We start from the raw sequence: 18,801 nt of genomic DNA on the forward strand, positions 1-18,801 counted from the left end.
CGGATAACTGCCGCTCAGCTTTCGCCGATCCGGGCAGGGATGCGTGCGAGGCGGACGAGAGAGCGTCGGTGACGAGGCGCAGGGATCGAAGAGAACGAACGCGACCTGTCGCGCGAACGCTTCAACGTTTCGAACTGTCGCCGTACGCAGGCGTGCGGAGCGATGCGCGAAGGGAGGGGCTTTTGTGGGAGGGGCTTCAGCCCCGATGCTTTTCTTTCCGAAGCGACGCAGCGACCTGAGCCGAAAGCATCGGGCCTGAAGGCCCTCCCACGACAGCAGGCCACACCACGACGACGGCGGTGGCAGCGAAGTCTTCGTGGGAGGGGCTTCAGCCCCGACGCTTTTCTTTCCGATGCGACGCAGCGACCTGATCCCAAAGCGTCGGGCCTGAAGGCCCTCCCACAACAGCGGGCCACCAGCACGACAACGACGCAGCAGCGAAGTCTTTGTGGGAGGGGCTTCAGCCCCGACGCTTTTCTTTCCGAAGCGACGCAGCGACTTGAGCCGAAAGCGTCGGGCCTGAAGGCCCTCCCACAACAGCGGGGCGCCAGCGCGACGACGACGCAGCAGCGAAGTCTTTGTGGGAGGGGCTTCAGCCGCTATGCTTTTCTTTCCGATGCGATGCAGCGACCTGAACCCAAAGCGTCGGGCCTGAAGGCCCTCCCACAACAGCGGGGCGCCAGCGCGACGACGCGGCGGCGAAGAAGTCACTGTGGGAGGGGCTTCAGCGCCGATGCTTTTCTTTTTCCAATGCGACGCAGCGACCTGAGCCGAAAGCATCGGGCCTGAAGGCCCTCCCACAACAGCGGGCCACCAGCACGACGACGCAGCAGCGAAGTCGCTGTGGGAGGGGCTTCAGCCCCGATGCTTTTCTTTCCGAAGCGACGCAGCGACCTGAACCCAAAGCGTCGGGCCTGAAGGCCCTCCCACAACAGCGGGCCGACACCGCGACAACGGCGGCGGCGGCGAAGTCGCTGTGGGAGGGGCTTCAGCCCCGACGCTTTTCTTTCCGATGCGACGCAGCGACCTGAGCCGAAAGCATCGGGCCCGAAGGCCCTCCCACAGCAGCAGGCACTACGGCCCGAAAGGCCTGCCGCTGCATCGGCAGGCCTTCCGCCAGCGCGCCGCTCAGTTCATCACCGCCCGCTTGCTTTCCTGCGGCGCCGGCGCCGCTTCGGGCTGCGGCTGCACCGCTGCGGTGTGCTGCGGCTCGCTGACCGCGCGCTGTTGGTCGAGGAAGACGCGGCGGTGGCTCGGGTCGTCGAGGCCGCCTTCGACCGCGAAGAAACCGCGGCCGTCGCGGCCGGCGATGATGTGGTCGATGTTGCGCATGCCCTGCCCGCCGGCATCCAGCGCGGCGTGGGTCGCGGCGTTGCGCAGGCCCTGTTCGCCGCCGAACTCCAATGCGCCCGGCGGCAGGCCGCGCAGGCCGTGCAAGGCCTGCTGGTACATGCCGTTGTGCGGGTGCGCGGCGTCGGCCAGGGCGTCGCGTCCGGCCTCGCGCGCGCCGGTCGCCGCCGCGGCGCGGCCGGCGTCGTGGCCGCGTTCGCCCGGCGTCGCCATCTCCTGCGCCTTGATCACCGCCTCGATGTAGTGGATGTCGACGCCGTGCTTGATGCCGCTGCCGGGAATGAGCTTCTGCCAGAACGACTGCGGGTCCGGATCGGGCAGCTCGATCTTGTGGCCGACCGCGTCGGGCATCGCCCACTTGAGCGGAATGCTGTGCTCCTGCAGGTCGGTCAGGATTTCGTTCTTGACCGCGTAGCGGCGGATCTGGCCGCTGTCGGCCATCTCCTGCTTGGCCGCGTCGGCGTCGATGCCGATGCGTTCGAGCGTCTTGTCGTGCACGCCGGAGGCGTTGAAGGTCACCGCCGGAATGCCGCTGGTGATCGAGGCCGCCGCGGCCAGGCCGCCGCCGAGCGAATGGCCGGTGATCACCACTTCGTCGCCGAACGCGACCTTGGCCTCGCGCGCCAGCGCCATGGCCTGGTTGTACTGCGCGTCCTCGAAGCCCAGGCCCTGGCGGAAGTTGGTCAGCCAGTCCTTGCCCTCGTCGGTGCCCGAATAGGCCAGCACGTAGTGGCCGTGTTCGTCGCCGTAGATGCGGGCGAGGAAGCCCGAATCCTTGTTCTCCAGCGTCGCCGGGTCGATGCCCTTGGCGCGCAGTTGCTCGGCGTCGAGCGGTTTGAAGCCGTCGATGCCGGGTCCCTGGTCGTACAGATCGTCCATCAGCCGCGACAGGGTCTTGTCGATCGGCTTGGCCTGGGTGCCGCGCACCTGGTCGGCGAAGGACTGCGGCGGCTGCGCGCCGGCGGTCGGTTCGGTCTGCTGGCTCATGCTGCGGTCTCCTGAATTCCTTGGCGTACCGTGTTCCTGAAAGGGTGTCGCGCGCGATCAGGCGCTTTCCAACGCGATGCCGCGCTCGCGCATCCACGCCGCCAGCGCCTCGCGGTCGGCGCGCGCCTTGGCGCTGAGCAGGCTCGGCGGGGTCATGAACGCATAGCGCTGGAAGCTCACGTTCTGGGCGTTGCGCGCATGCGGGTCGGTGCCGGCCTTGAGCAGTTCCAGCGCGAGGTCGGGCTGGTTGACCTTGCCGGCGACGTGCAGCGCGGTGTTGCCCATGCGGTCGACGTGGCGCGGATCGGCGCCGGCGGCGAGCAGGCGGCGGAACTGGATTTCGCGATCGCCCATCAACGCCGCGGCCAGCGGCGCGGCGCCGGTGTGGGCGTGCTCGATGTTGGGATCGGCGCCGCGCGCGAGCAGCGTTTCCAGGTAGACCGGATCGCGCGCCATCGCCGCCAGATGCACGACGGTGGAACCGTCCACGCCGGGCCGCGACGGGTCGGCGCCCAGCGCCAGCAATTCGTCCAGCCCTTCCGGACTCTGGTTGAACACCGCCCACTCCGGCAGGGTCACGTTCTTGTCGCCGCGCGCGGACAACGCGGCCGGCGCGCGCTCGACCAGGCGGCGGATCGCGGCGCGGTCGCCCGCGGCGACGGCGTCGGCGAGCTCGGCCGCGACCGGATCGGCGAATACCTGGGCAGCCAGCGACTGCGGCTGTGCTTCGGACATAGCGACTCCTCCTGAGTACCTGACGGACTTTCCCCGAGGCCCGCCGCGCGGCGGGAGGGTGCTGCGGCGCGACGGTACTCCCCTACCGTTGCGCGAAACGACATACGGCCACGTACCGTGGCTTCAGGAGCCTAACAAGAACCAGGGGGCGCTGTAGCCGGAACCAGATCACACTTTTGGCGCAAAAGCTGAATAAAACGTCCGCCCGGGTCCGTGTCTGCCGTTTTGCGGCCTCGGTCGCACGCAACCCAGCGACCCGCCTCGCGGCCGTTCGCCGCCGCCCAACGCAAAACGGCGAGGCTCGCGCCCCGCCGTTCCGATTGCCGATTGCCGATGCGTCCCGTCCCGGATCGCGGGCGGCCGTCGATTCCGCCTCAGTAATCCCCGGGCGCCGCACCGAAGCGCACCGGCACCGTCACCTCGACACAGGCGCCGACCGGCAACTGCAGATTGCCGACCTGGACCGCGGTATCGCCCACCGCGCCGCCGCTGGCCGGGCAGGAACCGCCGCTGGACAGCGCGCGGCACGACCATCCGGCGCGCAGGCTGGCGCCGCGCGGCAGGTTGTCGCTGATGCTGGCGCCGGCCGCCGCGTCGGGGCCGTCGGGGTTGCACGCGGTCAGCAGGTAATCGCTCTGCCCGCCGGGCGTATAGGTGCCGCGTCCGTCGTCCTTCTTCAGCGACAGCGACACGCACTGCGGATCGACGCTGACGCTGGCGCTGTTGTCGGCGCTGCCGCCCGGCGCCGGAGTGACGAACCCCGATTGCGCCGAGGCGCCCTCGGCGAACGGCGCGTTGGCGGTGGCCGTCGCGGTGTTGACGATCGCGCCGCACTGGCCGTCGGCGAGTTTGGCCTGGATGGCGTAGGTCAGGCCGGCGCCGGCCGCGGCGTTGCCCGCGGGCAGGATCGCGGTGGCGGAAATCGCGCCGGTGCCGCTGCCCGCGGGACAGCTCGCGCTGCCGATCGGCGTGCAGGTCCAGGAGGTGAAGGTCATGCCCGCCGGCACCGCGTCGGCCAGGCTCACCGACGCGTCGTGCGCGCTGGCGTCGCCGACGGTCGGACGCGCGGTGTTGTTGAGGAAGGTCACGGTGTAAGCGACCGTGCCGCCGGCCGCGGGCGCGGCGTTGTCGACCCGCTTGCTCGTGCGCAGATCGACGTCGTTGTCGACGATGGTCAGCGTCGCGCTCGCCTGCGCCGAAGCGTTGGTCGAACAGGTGGTGGTCGAGGCCAAGGTGTAGACGTTGGCGTCGCTCTGCACCTGGAAGGTCGCGGTCTCGTTGTCCTCGATGATCGTGTCGTCGATCACCGCGATCGGCAGGTCGAAGGTGGCGTTGTCGTAGGTGCCGGCCGGAATCGACACATTGACGATGTCGCCGTTGCCGCTGGACACGGTGTAGTCGCTGCCGCGGGTCGCGCTGCCGCCGGTGATGCGCACCGGCACCACGATGCCGCCGGCGGGCACGGTGCCGATCACCCGCAACCGCGGCAGGCCGGCGCTCTGGCCTTCGCGCACGGTGTAGTTGGCCGCGTCGAATTCGATGTAGGGACTCAGGGTGACCTGGATCTCGTCGAGGAAATTGCCGAGCGAAATGCCGCCGCTGCTGCTCAGCGCGGCGAAGCCGACCTGCTGCACGCCGGTGGTGCCGTTGTAAGTGAAGCTGCCGCTGTAATCGCGCCAGCCGTTGGCCGTGCCGCCGATGGCGATCGTGCCTTGGATAGCCGACGACGGCGTGCCGGCGGTATCGACCCGGTCGGTGCCGTTGTTGGTGGTGCCGATGCGCGCGATCTCGCTGCTCACCGCGGTGGCGGTGCTGCCCGACGCGTTGACGCCGAAGCTCATCACGTCCGGCGTGGTGGCCGAATCGCGGCCGCGATGGCTCAACCGCCAGCGGATCACCTCTTTGTTGGTCAGGCAGATGTTCTGGTAGATCCGCGAGGCCTGGTCGGCGTTGAGTTCGGCGTGTTGCTTGCCGGCGCGCGCCGGCGTGTTGTTGAAGCTGTTGCCCCACAACTCGACGATCGGCCCGTTGGCCGGATTGGCGACGATGCCGCAGCCGCCGGTGGCGCGGCTGGGATGGGTGGTGTTCCACCCGGTCACCTGCTGCGGGCCGGCGAAGTAGCCGACGCAGGCGCCCGTGCCCAGGTCGGGCTGCTCGAAGCCGAGGTTGACGAAGGTGCGCTGGACCTGGGCCTGGGCCGGCGACAGCGCCGCCACCGCCAGGAACGCGGCGAGTAAAGCCATGCGCGGTCCACGCGGACCGCGCCCGAAAGACATGCTCATGAGTCGCTGGACTCCCCCTGTACGCCGCCGCGCCCAACCGCCTCCCGCTGCAGGGCGGGAGCGCGTCGCGCTCGGCCGAGCGCGGCGCCGCGGGGTGGGCGGCGATTGCCGCCTGAACGAACTAAACAGAAAATGTGACGAACAGCACAAATATTATGTGCTTCGCCCTGGGCTTCTGCCTAGGCGTGGAACGGCCGCAGGGGTTCAGCAACATGACTCATCTGGAGGCGCGGCCCGCCCTACGCCGCCGGCGCGACGTGCAAGCCGAAGCCGCGTTCGCCGCCGGCCTCGCGGCCGGGCTTGAGCTCCAGCGACGGCACGGCGTAGTCGCCGCCGTTCTGGCGCCGGTAGGCGATCGGCGCATCGCTCCACAGCCCGTCCAGCCGCCGCAGCAGCCCGTCGCGCGCCTGCGCGAACTGCCCGGCATCGACGCGGTCGCTGCGATAGACCACGTACGGCGGCAGCACGTCGAAGCCGGGGTAATGCAACAGGCCGTGATTGATCGGGAACAACAGGTCGTCGATCGGCCCGTTGATCCCGCGCGGCGAATAGTGCGGCTGCCAACCGCCGGCGGTGACCGACACCAGCGCGCGCTTGCCGGCCAGCGTGCCCTCGCCGTAGCGATCGCCCCAGTGGCGCTCGGAATGCTCGCCCACGCCGTAGCCGAAACCGTAGGAATAGACCCGGTCGAACCAGCCCTTGAGGATCGCCGGCATCGAGTACCACCACAGCGGGAACTGCAGGATCAGCGCATCGGCGCGACGCAGCTTGTCCTGCTCTGCGCGCACGTCGGCGGTGAGCGCGTCGGCGGCGAAGGCGGCATGCGAATCCTTCGGTACGCGCAAGCGCGCGGACGCGTCGCGCTGCGGGAAATCGGCGGCGTCGACCGCGGCTTTCCAGCCCATCGCATACAGATCGCTGACTTCGACGCTGTGGCCCTGCGCGAGCAGATGCGCATGCATCGCATCCTTGAGCGCGCCGTTGAGCGACGCCGGTTCGGGGTGGGCGTGGACGATGAGGATGTGCTTGTTCATGAGAGCGCCGCGGTGTGATCGGGGAACTCAGAATAGGCAGCCGCGCGCGCCGGCTGGGCGCGGCGCGGCGGTTTCAATGTAGAGCGGCTGGAACCAATCCGGCGCGCTGCGGCGCCGCCATCGCGGGCAGCGGGAAGCGGCGGCGGACCGGTGCGCGCCGCGCGCCGCTAGCCTTCGAGCATCGCGCGCCCTCGCGCGCCGCGCAAAAGAAAAGCCCCGCATTCGCGGGGCTTTTCTCGTGTTTCAGCGATGCGCGCTTACTTCCACAGATCGTGCAGCACCATCGTGTGGTCGCGGTCCGGACCGGTCGAGACGATCGCCAGCGGGCAGCCGGCCAGCTCTTCCAGCGCGCGCAGGTAGGCGCGCGCGGCGGGCGGCAGCTTGTCCCACTCGGTGATGCCGTGGGTGTTCTCGTCCCAGCCCGGGAACTCCAGGTACACCGGCGTGCACTCGTCCCAGCCGGCCGCGTCCAGCGGCGCGTACTCGGTGCGCTTGCCGCGGTATTCGTAGGCGATGCAGATCTTCAGCGTCTTCATGCCGTCGAGCACGTCGAGCTTGGTGATGCACAGGCCGGTGATGCCGTTGATCGCCACCGCGCGCTTGAGCGCGACGATGTCGATCCAGCCGCAGCGGCGCGGACGGCCGGTGGTGGCGCCGTATTCCTGGCCGCGGTCGCGGATGCCCTGGCCGACTTCGTCGTCGAGTTCGGTCGGGAACGGGCCGCCGCCGACGCGGGTGGCGTAGGCCTTGGCGATGCCGAGCACGTAGTCGATCGCGTCCGCGCCCACGCCGGTGCCAGCGAGCGCGCCGCCGACGGTGGTGTTGGACGAGGTCACGTACGGGTAGGTGCCGTGGTCGATGTCCAGCAGCGAGCCCTGCGCGCCTTCGAACAGCACGCGCTTGCCCTGCTTGCGCAGGTCGTGAAGGATGCCGGCGACGTCGGACTTCATCGGCTGCACGTATTCGCCGAATTCCAGCGCCTCGTCGAGGGTCTTCTGGTAGTCGACCGCGTCCACGCCGAGGTACTTGGTCAGCACGAAGTTGTGGTAGTCCAGCGCGCTGCGCAGCAGCTCGGCGAGCTGGGCCGGGTAATGCAGGTCGGCGACGCGGATGCCGCGGCGGGCGACCTTGTCCTCGTACGCCGGGCCGATGCCGCGGCCGGTGGTGCCGATGGCCTTGCCGCCGGCGGCCTTCTCGCGGGCCTGATCGAGGGCGATGTGGTACGGCATGATCAGCGGCGTCGCCGGGCTGATCTTCAGGCGCGAACGCACTTCCACGCCGGTGGCTTCCAGCTCGTCGATCTCCTTGCGCAGCGCCGCCGGGCTGAGCACCACGCCGTTGCCGATCAGGCACAGCGCGCCTTCGCGCAGGATGCCGGACGGGATCAGGTGCAGCACGGTCTTCTTGCCGCCGATGACCAAGGTGTGGCCGGCGTTGTGGCCGCCCTGGAAGCGCACGACGGCGCCGATCTGCTCGGTCAGCAGGTCGACGATCTTGCCCTTGCCTTCATCGCCCCACTGGGCACCGAGAACGACGACTGACTGACCCATGAGTCCAAACTCCTAGCTGTGAAAGCGGCGGACGCCGCATGGTCCGCCCACGCCCAGTCGCAGTCCTCGCCGCGCCACAGGGCCATGAACGGAAAAAAGCCGGCGGGGATGGCCCCGGCCGGCTTTTGTGCATTATCCGGGTTTCGGGCGGCCAAGGCCACCCCGGGCGGGCCAGCGGACAGATTCGGCTCAGCCTGGGGCGCGCCGCGTCCGGGGCCGGCGCATCGGAACGATCCGCCGGGCCGTTGCTTGTCGGACGCGAAGGCCGCCGCGCCGCTCGGATTCGGGGCATTCCGGGCCGCGGCCGCGCGCCCGGACCGCGCGAGCGCGCGTTCGGCCCGAGCGCAGCGCCCCCGTCCATCGCCGCCGGGCGCAGCCCGTCGCTCCGCAACCGCGGCCCGTCGCCCTGCCCGCCCCGCGCGCGCCGCGCCGCGCCGCTGCGAGACTGCGCCGGCCCCGCAGCGCCGCGCCGGGGCGGCCGCCGGACCGTTCCGGCACGCGCCACGCCCGCCCGGAGCCGCTGCGATGCCGACCCTCCCCGCTTCTTCCGCGCCGACGGCTGCCGCAGCCGGCGGCACGGCCCCGCGCACCGCCGGCCCCCACGCGCGCGCGCCGCTTCGCCGAGCACCGGCGCTAGCCCTGCGCCTTTACCTGACGATGTCGGGCAGGTGGCTCTTCCGCATCGGCCTGTGGCGGGCCGCGAAAACGCGGGCCCGGCCTTGCGCCGGGCCCGCTGCGCCGGGCGCTGCGACGCGCCCGGCGTACGAAACGCTCAACTTCTCGACGCCCGGGCCCTCACTTGGCCTGCGCCGCCGGCGCGTGCGCGTCGATGAAGTCGTCGACGCCGTTCTTGTTCTGGTCCAGGCGCCGCCCGGTGACCTGGTAGTAGGTGCGCGTGCTCAGCGGCCCGGTCACGTACTTGCGTTGCTTGGCGTCCCAGAAGGTGGCGTTCGGCTCGACCGTGTCGGCGGTGAGGTACAGCGTGGTCGAGGGGAACAGGTCGACGTTGACCCGCGGCGTGCACGGCACCGGCGCCGGATCGGCGATGGCGTCGCCGGCGCGCTGGCGCTGGCAGTCCTCGGCGGTGATCACCTCGCTGACGTGGCGCTGCTGGCCGACCTTGGCCACCGGGATCGCCAGGCTCTGGCCGACGTCGAACTTGGCCTCGCGCACCAGGGTGCGGCTGTTCCAGGGCTGGAACTCTTCGCCGTTGGCGTCGGCGATGCGGCCGCCGACCACCATCTCGTTGAGTCCGACCACGCGCGGCAACTCGCGCAGTTCCACGTTGCGCAGCAAGGTCGCGGTCTCGGCGAGATTGAACACGCTCAGGCGGAAGCTGCCGAACGGATCGAAGGTGCCGGCGTCGAGGCCGTGCAGGCGCGGCTTCAGCGAGAGCAGGTTGTTGGTCGCGCCGTACAGGCGGATGTCCTTGACCACCAGCGCGTTGATCGCCGTGGTGTTGGGATCGATGTCGGTGAAGGTCGCGCCGATGTGGTAGTACGCGCCGCCGATCGCCTGGCCCGGCGCGCCGGTCGCGCCGGTGCAGGGGCCGTTGCCCCAATACGGATTCGGCGTATCCCAGCGCACCGTGTACGGGTAATAGATGCCGTCGTGGAAGGCCTGGGCCGGGCCGGTCGGGCCGGTCACCGTCGGCGTCTTCCACGGCGAATGGCACTCGGCCGGCGACTGCCCGTAGTACCAGCCGATCACCGGCGGCGTCGCGCTGGGATACAGCACGGTCATCTCCAGCGCGTGCGCGGTCTGCGCGTTGGGATTGACCAGGTCCCAGTTCCACATGGTCTTGAACGACAGGCCGACGTTGCTGGCCAGCACCGAGAACGAGGTGTCGCTGAAGTGGCGGCGATAGCCGACGCGATCCTCGGGCGTGACCGCGCCGCCGGTCGACATGATGTGGCGCGAGGCGCTGTCCTCGCCCGGACGCACGGTGGTGGAGTTGCTGACGCCGTAGTTGTTGGCCGCCGCCAGCGCGGCCGAGCCGCCGAGCGCGTTGGCCCAGCGCGTGACCGTGGAGTTGATGCCGTTGAGCGCGCCGCCGCTGCCGCCGAGCCAGCTTTGGAAGGTGCCGCCGTACACGTACGAGTAATCGACCTGGTACAGGTCGCCGGTGTCGAGCCGCTGCGGCTTGGACAGCAGGCCGTCGGCGATGGCGTTCTGGGTGGTCACCGCGACGATGTTGCGCCGTGGCAGCGTGGCCGGCGGGAACGCGTTGGTCGCGTGCACGCGCACGTTGAACTCGCAGAAATCCATTTCCACCACCGACTGCACGGCGGTCTGCAGAGCCGCTGCGGTGCCGCCGTAGCTGGGGATGCCGGACAGCGCGAACGGTTGCGCGGGGCTGGTCGGCGAATTCGGCAGCTGGCCGAACTCCAGGTACGGGGTCGCGGTGTTGGCGAACATCAGGTACAGATTGTTGGCCTTGGGCACGCCCAGGCCGAGGCAGGCCGCCCAGGCCGGACTGGTCAAGGACATCAAGGCCAACGCCAACGCGCTGCGACGAAGCAAACGGCTACGCTCAGAATCCTTCATGACGGTTCTCCTGAAGTGGGATGAGATTCCGTCGCGACGCAAGCGCGCCTGCGACGGCCGCGAGGCCGTCGGGGATGTTGCCGGTGGATGGCATCGCACCCGCACGCGGCGCCGTCGTGCAGCGGCGGCGCATGCCTCGCCGCCCACTGTCTAGCCGCGCCCGGGTCGCGGCGACAGGGCGAAATCAGGACGTTTCAGGGACTCGCGGGGAAGGATTCGCAGCGCGCGCGGCGATACGAAAGGAACTGCGATGCGCGTCGTGGCGCGCGCATGACCGCGGTCGCGAGGCGCTTGCGCGGCGTTTTCGTCGTTGCGGCCGTCGTGGCAGCTCGCTTCGGGCCGGATCGAAGAGCGTCGGGGCTGAAGCCCCTCCCACAACAGCGGGGCTGTCATGCATCGGCTTTTGTGGGAGTGGCTTCAGCCCCGACGCTCTCGGCTCAAGTCGCGACACTGCCGCGGATCGGAAAGCGACGGGCCTGAAGGCCTTGCCCCATCCGTTGTTCGGGCGGGTCGGTCGGCAGCGGGTCCGAAGGCCCGCCTGAATCACCCCAGGCGCAGGCACCACAAGCCGGTCAGCGCCATCACCACCATGATCCCACCGACCGCACGCAAGTGCGGATCGGGCAAGGAGCGCAGCTGTTCCGCCGCGCGCTTCCAGCCGCCCGGGGCGACGAACAGCATCAGGCCTTCCAGCACCACGACCAGGCACAAGGCCCGCCACACTTCGCCGGCCATCGGCCGGCCTCAGCGGTCGGACTTGAGGTACTGCAGGTACGGATCGTCGCGGTCGAGCACGATCACGCTCTGGCCGTCGGCGAACGCCTTGCGGTAGGAATCCAGGCTGCGCTGGAAGGTGAAGAACGACGGGTCCTTCGACGCCGCATCGCCGTACAGGCGCGCGGCCTCGGCGTCGCCTTCGCCGCGCAGGCGCTGGGCGTCGCGCTCGGCCTCGGCCAGCAGCACGGTCTTGTCGCGATCGGCCGCCGCGCGCACCGCCTGCGACTGCTCGAAGCCTTCCGCGCGCAGCTGGCTGGCGACCTGCAGGCGCTGCGAGCGCATCTGGTTGTAGACCGACTGCAGCACGTTGCTGTCCTGCGGCAGGTCGATGCGCTTGATCCGGATGTCCTGGATCTTCACGCCCAGCGTCGCCGCGCCGCGGTTGATCGCGGTCAGCTGCTTGCCGATCACCGCCTCGCGGTCGCCCTTGACCACGTCGAGCAGCTTCAGCGAGTTGATCTCGTTGCGCAGCGCGTCGCGGATGATCGGCTTCAGGCGCTCGGCCGCGACTTCCTCGTTGCCGCCGGTGGCCTGGAAGAAGCGGCGCATGTCCTCGATCCGGCCGAGGGCGAAGAAATCGATGCTGATGTCGAGCTTGTCGGCGGTCAGGTAGCGCTCCGGCTCGGCCGGCAGCACGTTGAGGCGGCGGTCGAAGGTGCGCGCGGTTTCGATCAGCGGCCACTTGAAGCGCAGGCCGGGGGCGACGTCCTCGCGCACCACGGTGCCGAGGCGGAACACGATCGCGCTGTGGCCTTCCTTGACCACGAACATCGAGCCCAGCAGGGCCAGCAGCAGGGCCACGCCCGCTGCGATCAGGGCAGGAACTCTCATCGCATCACCTCATCGCGGGTCTTCGGGCGCTCGGGGCGGCCGCTGTACGGGATCGACGACCGCGAAGAATCGGTCGCCGTCACCGAGGGCAGCAGTTCGGGCTGGGCCAGCGGCACGCTGACCGGGCCCGGGGTCACCGGCACGCCGCCGCGGTCGGTCAGCGGAATCTGCAGGATCTGGCGCGAATCGCCGCCGACGATCTTGCGGTTGTTGGACAGCACTTCCTGCACCGCATCCAGCCACAGCCGCTTGCGGGTGACTTCCGGCGCGCCCTTGTACTGCTCGACCAGCAGCGAGAAGCGCGCCGCGTCGCCTTGCGCGCGGGCCACGATCGAGGTCTTGTAGCCCTCGGCGGTGGTGCGGATGCGCTGCGCGTCGCCGCGCGCTTCCGGCACGATCTTCTTGGCGTAGGCCTGGGCCTCGTTGATCGCGGTGGACTTGTCGGCGTTGGCGCGCTGGGCCTCGTCGAACGCGTCCTTGACCTCGTCCGGCGGACGCGCGTTCGGCAGGTTGAGCTCGGTGACGGTCAGGCCGGTCTCGTAGTCCTTCAGCGAGGACTGCAGGCGCTGGCGCACCTGGGTGGTCAGCACGCTGCGCGCGCCGAGCACGGTGTCCAGGTCGGAGCGGCCGATCTGCTCGCGCACCGCGCTCTGCGCGGCCTGCTTGAGCACCTCTTCCGGCGCGCGCGAGCCGAACAGGTACTGGCGCGGCGACTCGATCCGGTACTGGACGTTGATCTCGACGTTGACCATGTTGCCGTCGCGGGTCAGGACCGGCACGTTCTCGCTGTAGGCCTTGCTCTGGGTCGCGTTGACCTTCTGCACGCTCTCCACCGGCCACGGCAGCTTGAAGTGCGGGCCGGGCTGGAGCACGCGCGAGAAGGTGCCGAAGCGCAGGACCACGCCGCGCTCCTGCTCGGTCACCAGCACGAAGCAGTTGAACGCCAGCCACAGCGCGACCAGCACGCCGACCCAGCGCAGGATGCCGCCGGCGCCGCCGCCGCCGAACAGGCCGCGCGCGGAATCGATCAGGGCGTCCAGGCCGCGGCCTTGGGGTTTGCGTTGCCGCGACGGTCGGTTGTCGCCGGAATTGTCACTGCCGGGGGTGTTCCAGGCCATGCCTGCTCCTAAGAAAGTGGAGGCCGGGCGGAGCGTCCTGCGCGAGCAAGGCGGTTCCCACCGGCACCGGCCGCGGCAGGGCCGGCGCCGGTCCGCGGACGCTGGGGCGCCCGCGGCGGGTCGCGCGCGCATTCAGTGCGCGCGAACCCGTCGATTCTAGGTGGGGGTCTCCGCCGTCTCAAGCAAGGGCCGCAACGGCTCGCCGTGGGCCTGGGCGAACAGGCGCTGGGCGTCGGCCACGGCGAGGTCGACTTCGACCCACCAGCCGTGCTCGTCGGCCTGCTCGGCGCGTACCGCGCCGAGGTCGTGCAGGCGCGCGCGCAGGCGCGCGTCCTGCGGCGCGATCCGCAGTCCGCCCTGCACCCGGCGCAGCTGCAGCGCCTCGCCGAGGGCGTCGCGCAGCGTCGCCAGGCCCTCGCCGGTGCGCGCCGACAACCACACCCGGTGGCGCTCCTCGCCGGGACGGTCGATGCGCGGGGCGACGCCGTCGAGGCGATCGATCTTGTTGAACACCAGCAGCTGCGGCAGGTCGCCGGCGCCGATTTCGGCCAGCACCGCGTCGACCTGGGCGATGCGCTCGTCGCGCAGCGGGTCGGCGGCGTCGATCACGTGCAGCAGCAGGTCGGCCTCGCGCGCTTCCGACAAGGTCGAGCGGAACGCGGCGACCAGCTCGTGCGGCAGGTCGCGGACGAAGCCGACCGTGTCGGCCAGGACCACGCCGCCGCCCGCAAGCTCGATCCGGCGCACGGTCGGATCCAGCGTGGCGAACAGCTGGTCGGCGGCGTAGGCGTCGGCGCCGGTCAGCGCATTGAACAGGGTCGACTTGCCGGCGTTGGTGTAGCCCACCAGCGCCACCCGCGGCAGTTCGCTGCGCACCCGCGCGCGGCGCATCTGGGTGCGCTGCACCTCGACCTTGTCCAGGCGCTTCTGCAATTGCTCCAGGCGCTTCTGCAGCAGGCGGCGGTCGGTTTCCAGCTGGGTTTCGCCGGGACCGCGCAAGCCGATGGAACCGCCGCGCTGGCGCTCCAGATGGGTCCAGCCGCGCACCAGCCGGGTGGCCATGTGCTTGAGCTGGGCCAGCTCGACCTGCAGCTTGCCTTCGGCGCTGCGCGCGCGCTGGGAGAAGATGTCCAGGATCAGGCCGGTGCGGTCGACCACGCGCCGCTGCAGCGCGCGTTCGAGGTTGCGCTCCTGGCCTGGGCTCAACGGGTGGTTGACCAGGATCAGGTCGGCGCCGCTGGCCTCGGCCGCGGCCTTGACCTCTTCGAGTTTGCCGCTGCCGATCAGGATGGCCGCGTTGGGCCGGTCGATGCGCGCGGTCAGCACCGCGGCCACGGACGCGCCGGCCGAGCGCGCCAGATCGGCGAACTCTTCCAGCAGGTCCTCCTCCGGCGCGCCGCCGGAGTGAGGCTGGATCAGCAGGGCGTGCTCGCCCCTTTTGGAACGCTCGAACATCGATCAGGAAGCTGACTGGCGGGCCGAGCCCGGGAAGAACCCTGACAGATGGTGGCGCCGCGCCGGTTTCTCAATCGTCCGCGGCGCCGCGCGCGCTTATTCGTTCTCGTCGCTGCCGTCGCTGCCGTCGGCGGACTGGACATAGCCGCCGCCCGGGCCGACGCGGACGTTGCGCGCGGGGACCACGGTGGAAATGGCGTGCTTGTAGACCATCTGGCTCACGGTGTTGCGCAACAGCACCACGAACTGGTCGAAGGATTCGATCGTGCCCTGCAGCTTGATGCCGTTGACCAGGTAGACCGAGACCGGTACGCGTTCGCGACGCAGCGCATTCAGGAAAGGATCCTGCAGGGATTGCCCCTTAGACATCTTCTAATTCCCCAGCATGTTCTAGTTATTAGGACGGCGCGCCCCGCCGGCGGGACCGGGCGGTAGGCCCGGGAGCCCGGAAACGGTCGCTTCCGTATCGCCGGCTGTTGTCCCCACAGGGGCGACCCGCCCGATGTTAACGCAAGTGCAAGCAAACATTGCGACCCGGGTCGGGGTTTGCGCGCGACGGCGCGGCGCCGCTAGACGCCCTGGCGCGGCGCGCGCAGCCGGGCGCCGGCGAACAGCCTCAAGGCGTGCTCCAGTTCGGCCGCGTCGCGCAAAGGATCGAACCAGCGCGCGTCAAGTTCGCCGCGCAGCCAGGTCAGCTGGCGCTTGGCCAGCTGGCGGGTGGCGAACACGCCGCGGTCGCGCAGCTGCGCGGCGTCGAACGCGCCGTGGAGGTGTTCCCAGGCCTGGCGGTAGCCGACCGCGCGGATCGCCGGCAGCTCCAGCGGGCTCGGGTGCGCGGCCAGCCCCGGCAGCGCGCGCAGCGCGCGGACCTCGTCGAGGAAGCCGTCGGCCAGCATCTGCTCGAAGCGGCGTTCGATCCGCGCGTGCAGCACCGCTCGGTCGGCCGGCGCCAGCACCAGCTTGAGTACCCGGAACGGCAGCCGCGGGCGCGTCGCCGAGGCCAGCCGCCAGTCGCTGATGGTGCGGCCGGACAGGCGCCAGACCTCGAGCGCGCGCTGGATCCGCTGGGCGTCGGTGGCGTGGATGCGCGCGGCCGCCTGCGGATCGAGCGCGGCCAGTTCGGCATGCAGCGCCGCCCAGCCGCGCCGGGCGGCCTCTTCGGCCAGCGCGGCGCGGGTGGCCGGGTCGGCTTCGGGCATGTCCGACAGGCCGTGCAGCAGGGCGTGGAAGTACAGGCCGGTGCCGCCGGCCAGGATCGGCAGACGCCCGCGCGCGGCGATCTGGTCCATCGCCGCGCGCGCGTCGCTGGCGAACTCGGCCGCCGAATAGGCCTGCCAGGGCTCGCGCACGTCGATCAGGTGGTGCGGCACCGCCGCGCGCTCGGCCGCGCGCGGCTTGGCCGCGCCGATGTCCAGGCCGCGGTAGACCAGGGCCGAGTCGACGCTGACGATTTCCGCGTCCAGGCGCGCGGCCCAGTCCAGCGCCAGCGCGGTCTTGCCCGACGCGGTCGGGCCCATCAGGGCGATGGCGAGCGGGCGCGGGTCGTGGGAAGCAGTCATGCGCGGACGGCGGATGGGCACGGCGGTGGGCGACGCGCAGCCTCGCACAGCCGCGCGGCCCGCGGAAGCCGGCGCGCCGCGGCCGCGCCACCGCGGCGATCGGGCGCGGCCGCTGCGCAACCCCGCTGCGGCGGGCGTTCGGCGCCGCCGCCCGGCCCCGCGCCGGCGGCGGCTTTACGGGAATTTGCACATTTCTTGACCAGTCCGTTGCAGTTGTCCACATCCCCTGTGGACAAGCCTGCGGACAGTTTTTCGATTGCGCGCGCGAAGCCTTGCGGCATAAGCATTGCAAGAGGTTTGGCGAGAAATTCGCCAGTGAATTTCCTTGACTTTGCCGTTGCCATCGGCATCGCCCGCCCGGCCTCGCGCAGCAGCCGCGACGGGCGGGCGCAGGCGCGCAGGCGGATCGATGTCCGCGCTGGCCGCGGCGGGCGTTCGGCGAGATCGTCGCGTTCGCCGGCCGGGCCGCGCGACGCCGCGTGCGGGTCCGGCGATGCGATCGACGCTTCGGCCGCCCGCGTTTCCTGCTGCAGCGCACCAGGGAACGGCGGCCAGCGATCCCCTGCCCGTTTTCGCGCCCACGAGCGTTCGCGCCGCGCGCCCGCACCGGCGTGCGCCACGCGAAGCCGCCGCGCCATCGCTATCCACACGACCTGTGGACAAGCTTTGGGACACACGCCAGGACATCGGGTTCCACGCCTGATACGGCGGGCCTTTCGTGAGATTGGCGATTTTTTGTCCAATGCCGATTCGGGTCCCGCATGCGCTGATCGATGCCGGAACGCGGCGCCGCGGGCTGGCTTTTTTCGCGGTTTCGCCGCGCTGCGCGCGCTCGCCGCTATCCACATCGCCTGTGGACAAGCTTTGGGACACACGCAGTGGAATCGGGTTTCACGCCTTATGCGACAAGGCTTCGGCGAGTTTGGCCATTTTTTGTCCAACGCCGATTCGTGCCTCGCACACGCGTGCCGGCGACGAATCCCGACGCTGCGGCCTTGCTTTTTCCGCGTTTCGCTGCAAGCGCCTCGCCACGCAGGCTCGCCGCTATCCACACAGCCTGTGGACAAACATTGGGACACACGCAGTGGAATCGGGTTTCACGCCTTATGCGACAAGGCCTCGGCGAGTTTGGTCATTTTTTGTCCAACGCCGATTCATGCCTCGCGCGCGCGTGCCGGCGACGAATCCCGACGCTGCAGACCTTGCTTTTTTCGCGTTTCGCTGCAAGCGCCTCGCCGCGCAGGCTCGCCGCTATCCACACAGCCTGTGGACAAACATTGGGACACACGCGTTGGAATCGGGTTTCACGCCTTATGCGACAAGGCCTCAGCGAGTTTGGCTATTTTTTGTCCAACACCGATTCATGCCTCACGCGCGCGTGCCGGCGACGAATCTCGTCGCTGCAGACCTTGCTTTTTTCGCGTTTCGCTGCAAGCGCCTCGCCGCGCAGGCTCGCCGCTATCCACACAGCCTGTGGACAAGCTTTGGGACACACGCAGTGGAATCGGGTTTCACGCCTTATGCGACAAGGCTTCGGCGGGATTGGCGAAAAAACAGCCACGGCCCGCCGGCATCGTCTCGCCCGTCAATCCTCGTCGGGCCACTTCGGCATCGCCGGCGCCGCCGCGCGGCGCGGCTGGGCCTGCGCGGCCACCGCTTCCCAGACCTTGAGCGCGTCCACGGTCGCGGCCACGTCGTGCACGCGCAGCAGGCGCGCGCCGCGCTGGGCCGCGATCAGATGCGCGGCGACCGAGCCGTGCACGCGCTCGCGCGCCGCCTCGCGGCCGGTCAGCTCGCCGATGCTGCGCTTGCGCGAGAGCCCCGCCAGCACCGGCACGCCGAGCTCGCCGAAGCGCTCCAGCTGCGCCAGCAGAGTCAGGTTGTGCTGCAGGGTCTTGCCGAAGCCGAAGCCCGGATCGACCACGATGCGCTTCTTGGCGATGCCGGCCATCTCGGCGGCGAAGATGCGCTCGGCCAGGAACCGATGCACTTCGGCCACCACGTCCTCGTACTGCGGCTCGTGCTGCATCGAGCGCGGCTCGCCCTGCATGTGCATCAGCACTACCGGCACGCCGAGCGCGGCGGCGGCGTCGAGCGCGCCCTCGCGGCGCAGGCCGTAGACGTCGTTGATCAGGCCGGCGCCGGCGGCGACCGCGGCGCGCATGACCTCGGGCTTGGAGGTGTCGATGCTGATCGGCAACGCGGTCTCGCGGGCCAGGCGCTCGATCACCGGGATCGTGCGCCGCAGTTCTTCCTCCACCGGCACCTCGGCCGCGCCGGGCCGGGTGGACTCGCCGCCGACGTCGAGCAGGTCGGCGCCTTCGGCCGCCAGCGTCAGGCCGTGCGCGACCGCGGCCTCGAGCGTGTCGTGGGCGCCGCCGTCGGAGAACGAATCGGGGGTGACGTTGACGATGCCCATCACGCGCGGGCGGTCGAGCTTGAGGACGCGACCGTTGCAATCGAGGGTCGGGGACAGGTCGAACATGGGGCGGGTCCGGGGGCTGGGAGAACCGCATGCTAACCGGTGGGGATGCGGCGATCCGGGAATCGACCGATCCGACACAAGGGCGTCGGGG

20 protein-coding genes and 1 pseudogene are annotated in these 18,801 nt (G+C 70.3%); all 21 read right to left on the minus strand.

The features are described from left to right. Positions 1 to 196: 196 nt before the first annotated feature. The 21 genes and pseudogenes from RDV84_RS27140 to folP all read right to left on the minus strand — a co-directional run bounded on the left by RDV84_RS27140 (position 197) and on the right by folP (position 18,710). Positions 197 to 289: a DUF6053 domain-containing protein gene (locus tag RDV84_RS27140; RefSeq protein ID WP_425608186.1), complete on the minus strand. Its 93-nt coding sequence runs from the start codon at positions 287 to 289 to the stop codon at positions 197 to 199. A 39-nt stretch (positions 290 to 328) separates the two neighbouring features. Then, positions 329 to 403: a DUF6053 domain-containing protein gene (locus RDV84_RS27145; RefSeq protein ID WP_425606347.1), complete on the minus strand. Its 75-nt coding sequence runs from the start codon at positions 401 to 403 to the stop codon at positions 329 to 331. Positions 404 to 460: 57 nt separating this feature from the next. Further along, positions 461 to 535: a DUF6053 domain-containing protein gene (locus tag RDV84_RS27150; RefSeq protein ID WP_425606346.1), complete on the minus strand. Its 75-nt coding sequence runs from the start codon at positions 533 to 535 to the stop codon at positions 461 to 463. A gap of 57 nt (positions 536 to 592) precedes the next feature. Continuing rightward, positions 593 to 667, minus strand: a complete 75-nt coding sequence (locus tag RDV84_RS27155; protein ID WP_425606344.1) for a DUF6053 domain-containing protein — start codon at positions 665 to 667, stop codon at positions 593 to 595. A gap of 50 nt (positions 668 to 717) precedes the next feature. After that, positions 718 to 801 (minus strand): annotated as a pseudogene (locus RDV84_RS27160) (DUF6053 domain-containing protein); the annotation flags it as partial. 54 nt (positions 802 to 855) lie between these two features. Then, a complete protein-coding gene (locus RDV84_RS27165; RefSeq protein WP_425606343.1) occupies positions 856 to 930 on the minus strand; it encodes a DUF6053 domain-containing protein in 75 nt (24 codons plus the stop codon). A 58-nt stretch (positions 931 to 988) separates the two neighbouring features. Continuing rightward, complete coding sequence (locus tag RDV84_RS27170) at positions 989 to 1,102, minus strand: DUF6053 domain-containing protein (RefSeq protein ID WP_425606187.1); 114 nt, start codon at positions 1,100 to 1,102, stop codon at positions 989 to 991. 26 nt (positions 1,103 to 1,128) lie between these two features. Continuing rightward, positions 1,129 to 2,337, minus strand: a complete 1,209-nt coding sequence (locus RDV84_RS24585; RefSeq protein ID WP_309151948.1) for a Tle-like phospholipase domain-containing protein — start codon at positions 2,335 to 2,337, stop codon at positions 1,129 to 1,131. A 57-nt stretch (positions 2,338 to 2,394) separates the two neighbouring features. Continuing rightward, the gene (locus RDV84_RS24590; RefSeq protein ID WP_057946844.1) at positions 2,395 to 3,072 is read right to left on the minus strand and encodes an ankyrin repeat domain-containing protein; all 678 of its coding nucleotides are present in this window, start codon (positions 3,070 to 3,072) and stop codon (positions 2,395 to 2,397) included. Between the two features lie 374 nt (positions 3,073 to 3,446). Beyond that, positions 3,447 to 5,315, minus strand: a complete 1,869-nt coding sequence (locus RDV84_RS24595; protein WP_309151950.1) for a hypothetical protein — start codon at positions 5,313 to 5,315, stop codon at positions 3,447 to 3,449. Positions 5,316 to 5,593: 278 nt separating this feature from the next. Continuing rightward, a complete protein-coding gene (locus RDV84_RS24600; RefSeq protein WP_309151951.1) occupies positions 5,594 to 6,388 on the minus strand; it encodes an NAD(P)H-dependent oxidoreductase in 795 nt (264 codons plus the stop codon). A gap of 257 nt (positions 6,389 to 6,645) precedes the next feature. Beyond that, positions 6,646 to 7,938, minus strand: a complete 1,293-nt coding sequence (locus RDV84_RS24605) for an adenylosuccinate synthase (RefSeq protein WP_057946841.1) — start codon at positions 7,936 to 7,938, stop codon at positions 6,646 to 6,648. A gap of 795 nt (positions 7,939 to 8,733) precedes the next feature. Continuing rightward, positions 8,734 to 10,428, minus strand: coding sequence for a hypothetical protein (locus RDV84_RS24610; RefSeq protein ID WP_139382058.1), 1,695 nt, complete (start codon positions 10,426 to 10,428; stop codon positions 8,734 to 8,736). 600 nt (positions 10,429 to 11,028) lie between these two features. Next, positions 11,029 to 11,220, minus strand: a complete 192-nt coding sequence (locus tag RDV84_RS24615; protein ID WP_057946839.1) for a DUF2065 domain-containing protein — start codon at positions 11,218 to 11,220, stop codon at positions 11,029 to 11,031. 9 nt (positions 11,221 to 11,229) lie between these two features. Next, the gene (hflC, locus tag RDV84_RS24620; RefSeq protein WP_057946838.1) at positions 11,230 to 12,093 is read right to left on the minus strand and encodes a protease modulator HflC; all 864 of its coding nucleotides are present in this window, start codon (positions 12,091 to 12,093) and stop codon (positions 11,230 to 11,232) included. Continuing rightward, positions 12,090 to 13,211, minus strand: coding sequence for an FtsH protease activity modulator HflK (gene hflK, locus RDV84_RS24625; protein ID WP_078999039.1), 1,122 nt, complete (start codon positions 13,209 to 13,211; stop codon positions 12,090 to 12,092). The genes hflC and hflK overlap by 4 nt, the downstream gene beginning before the upstream one ends. 156 nt (positions 13,212 to 13,367) lie before the next feature. After that, on the minus strand, positions 13,368 to 14,666 hold the full coding sequence (gene hflX / locus RDV84_RS24630) for a ribosome rescue GTPase HflX (RefSeq protein WP_057946836.1): 1,299 nt from the start codon (positions 14,664 to 14,666) through the stop codon (positions 13,368 to 13,370). 96 nt (positions 14,667 to 14,762) lie between these two features. After that, positions 14,763 to 15,035, minus strand: coding sequence for an RNA chaperone Hfq (gene hfq / locus RDV84_RS24635; protein ID WP_057946835.1), 273 nt, complete (start codon positions 15,033 to 15,035; stop codon positions 14,763 to 14,765). Positions 15,036 to 15,235: 200 nt separating this feature from the next. Then, the gene (miaA, locus tag RDV84_RS24640) at positions 15,236 to 16,225 is read right to left on the minus strand and encodes a tRNA (adenosine(37)-N6)-dimethylallyltransferase MiaA (protein WP_309151952.1); all 990 of its coding nucleotides are present in this window, start codon (positions 16,223 to 16,225) and stop codon (positions 15,236 to 15,238) included. Continuing rightward, positions 16,222 to 16,845 (minus strand): hypothetical protein, encoded by a 624-nt coding sequence (locus RDV84_RS24645; RefSeq protein ID WP_309151953.1) that lies wholly within the window; start codon positions 16,843 to 16,845, stop codon positions 16,222 to 16,224. The genes miaA and RDV84_RS24645 overlap by 4 nt, the downstream gene beginning before the upstream one ends. Before the next feature lie 965 nt (positions 16,846 to 17,810). Further along, positions 17,811 to 18,710 (minus strand): dihydropteroate synthase, encoded by a 900-nt coding sequence (gene folP, locus RDV84_RS24650; RefSeq protein WP_309151954.1) that lies wholly within the window; start codon positions 18,708 to 18,710, stop codon positions 17,811 to 17,813. Positions 18,711 to 18,801: the final 91 nt, after the last annotated feature.

Source organism: Lysobacter yananisis, assembly GCF_031199375.1.
GTDB classification, from domain to species: domain Bacteria; phylum Pseudomonadota; class Gammaproteobacteria; order Xanthomonadales; family Xanthomonadaceae; genus Lysobacter; species Lysobacter yananisis.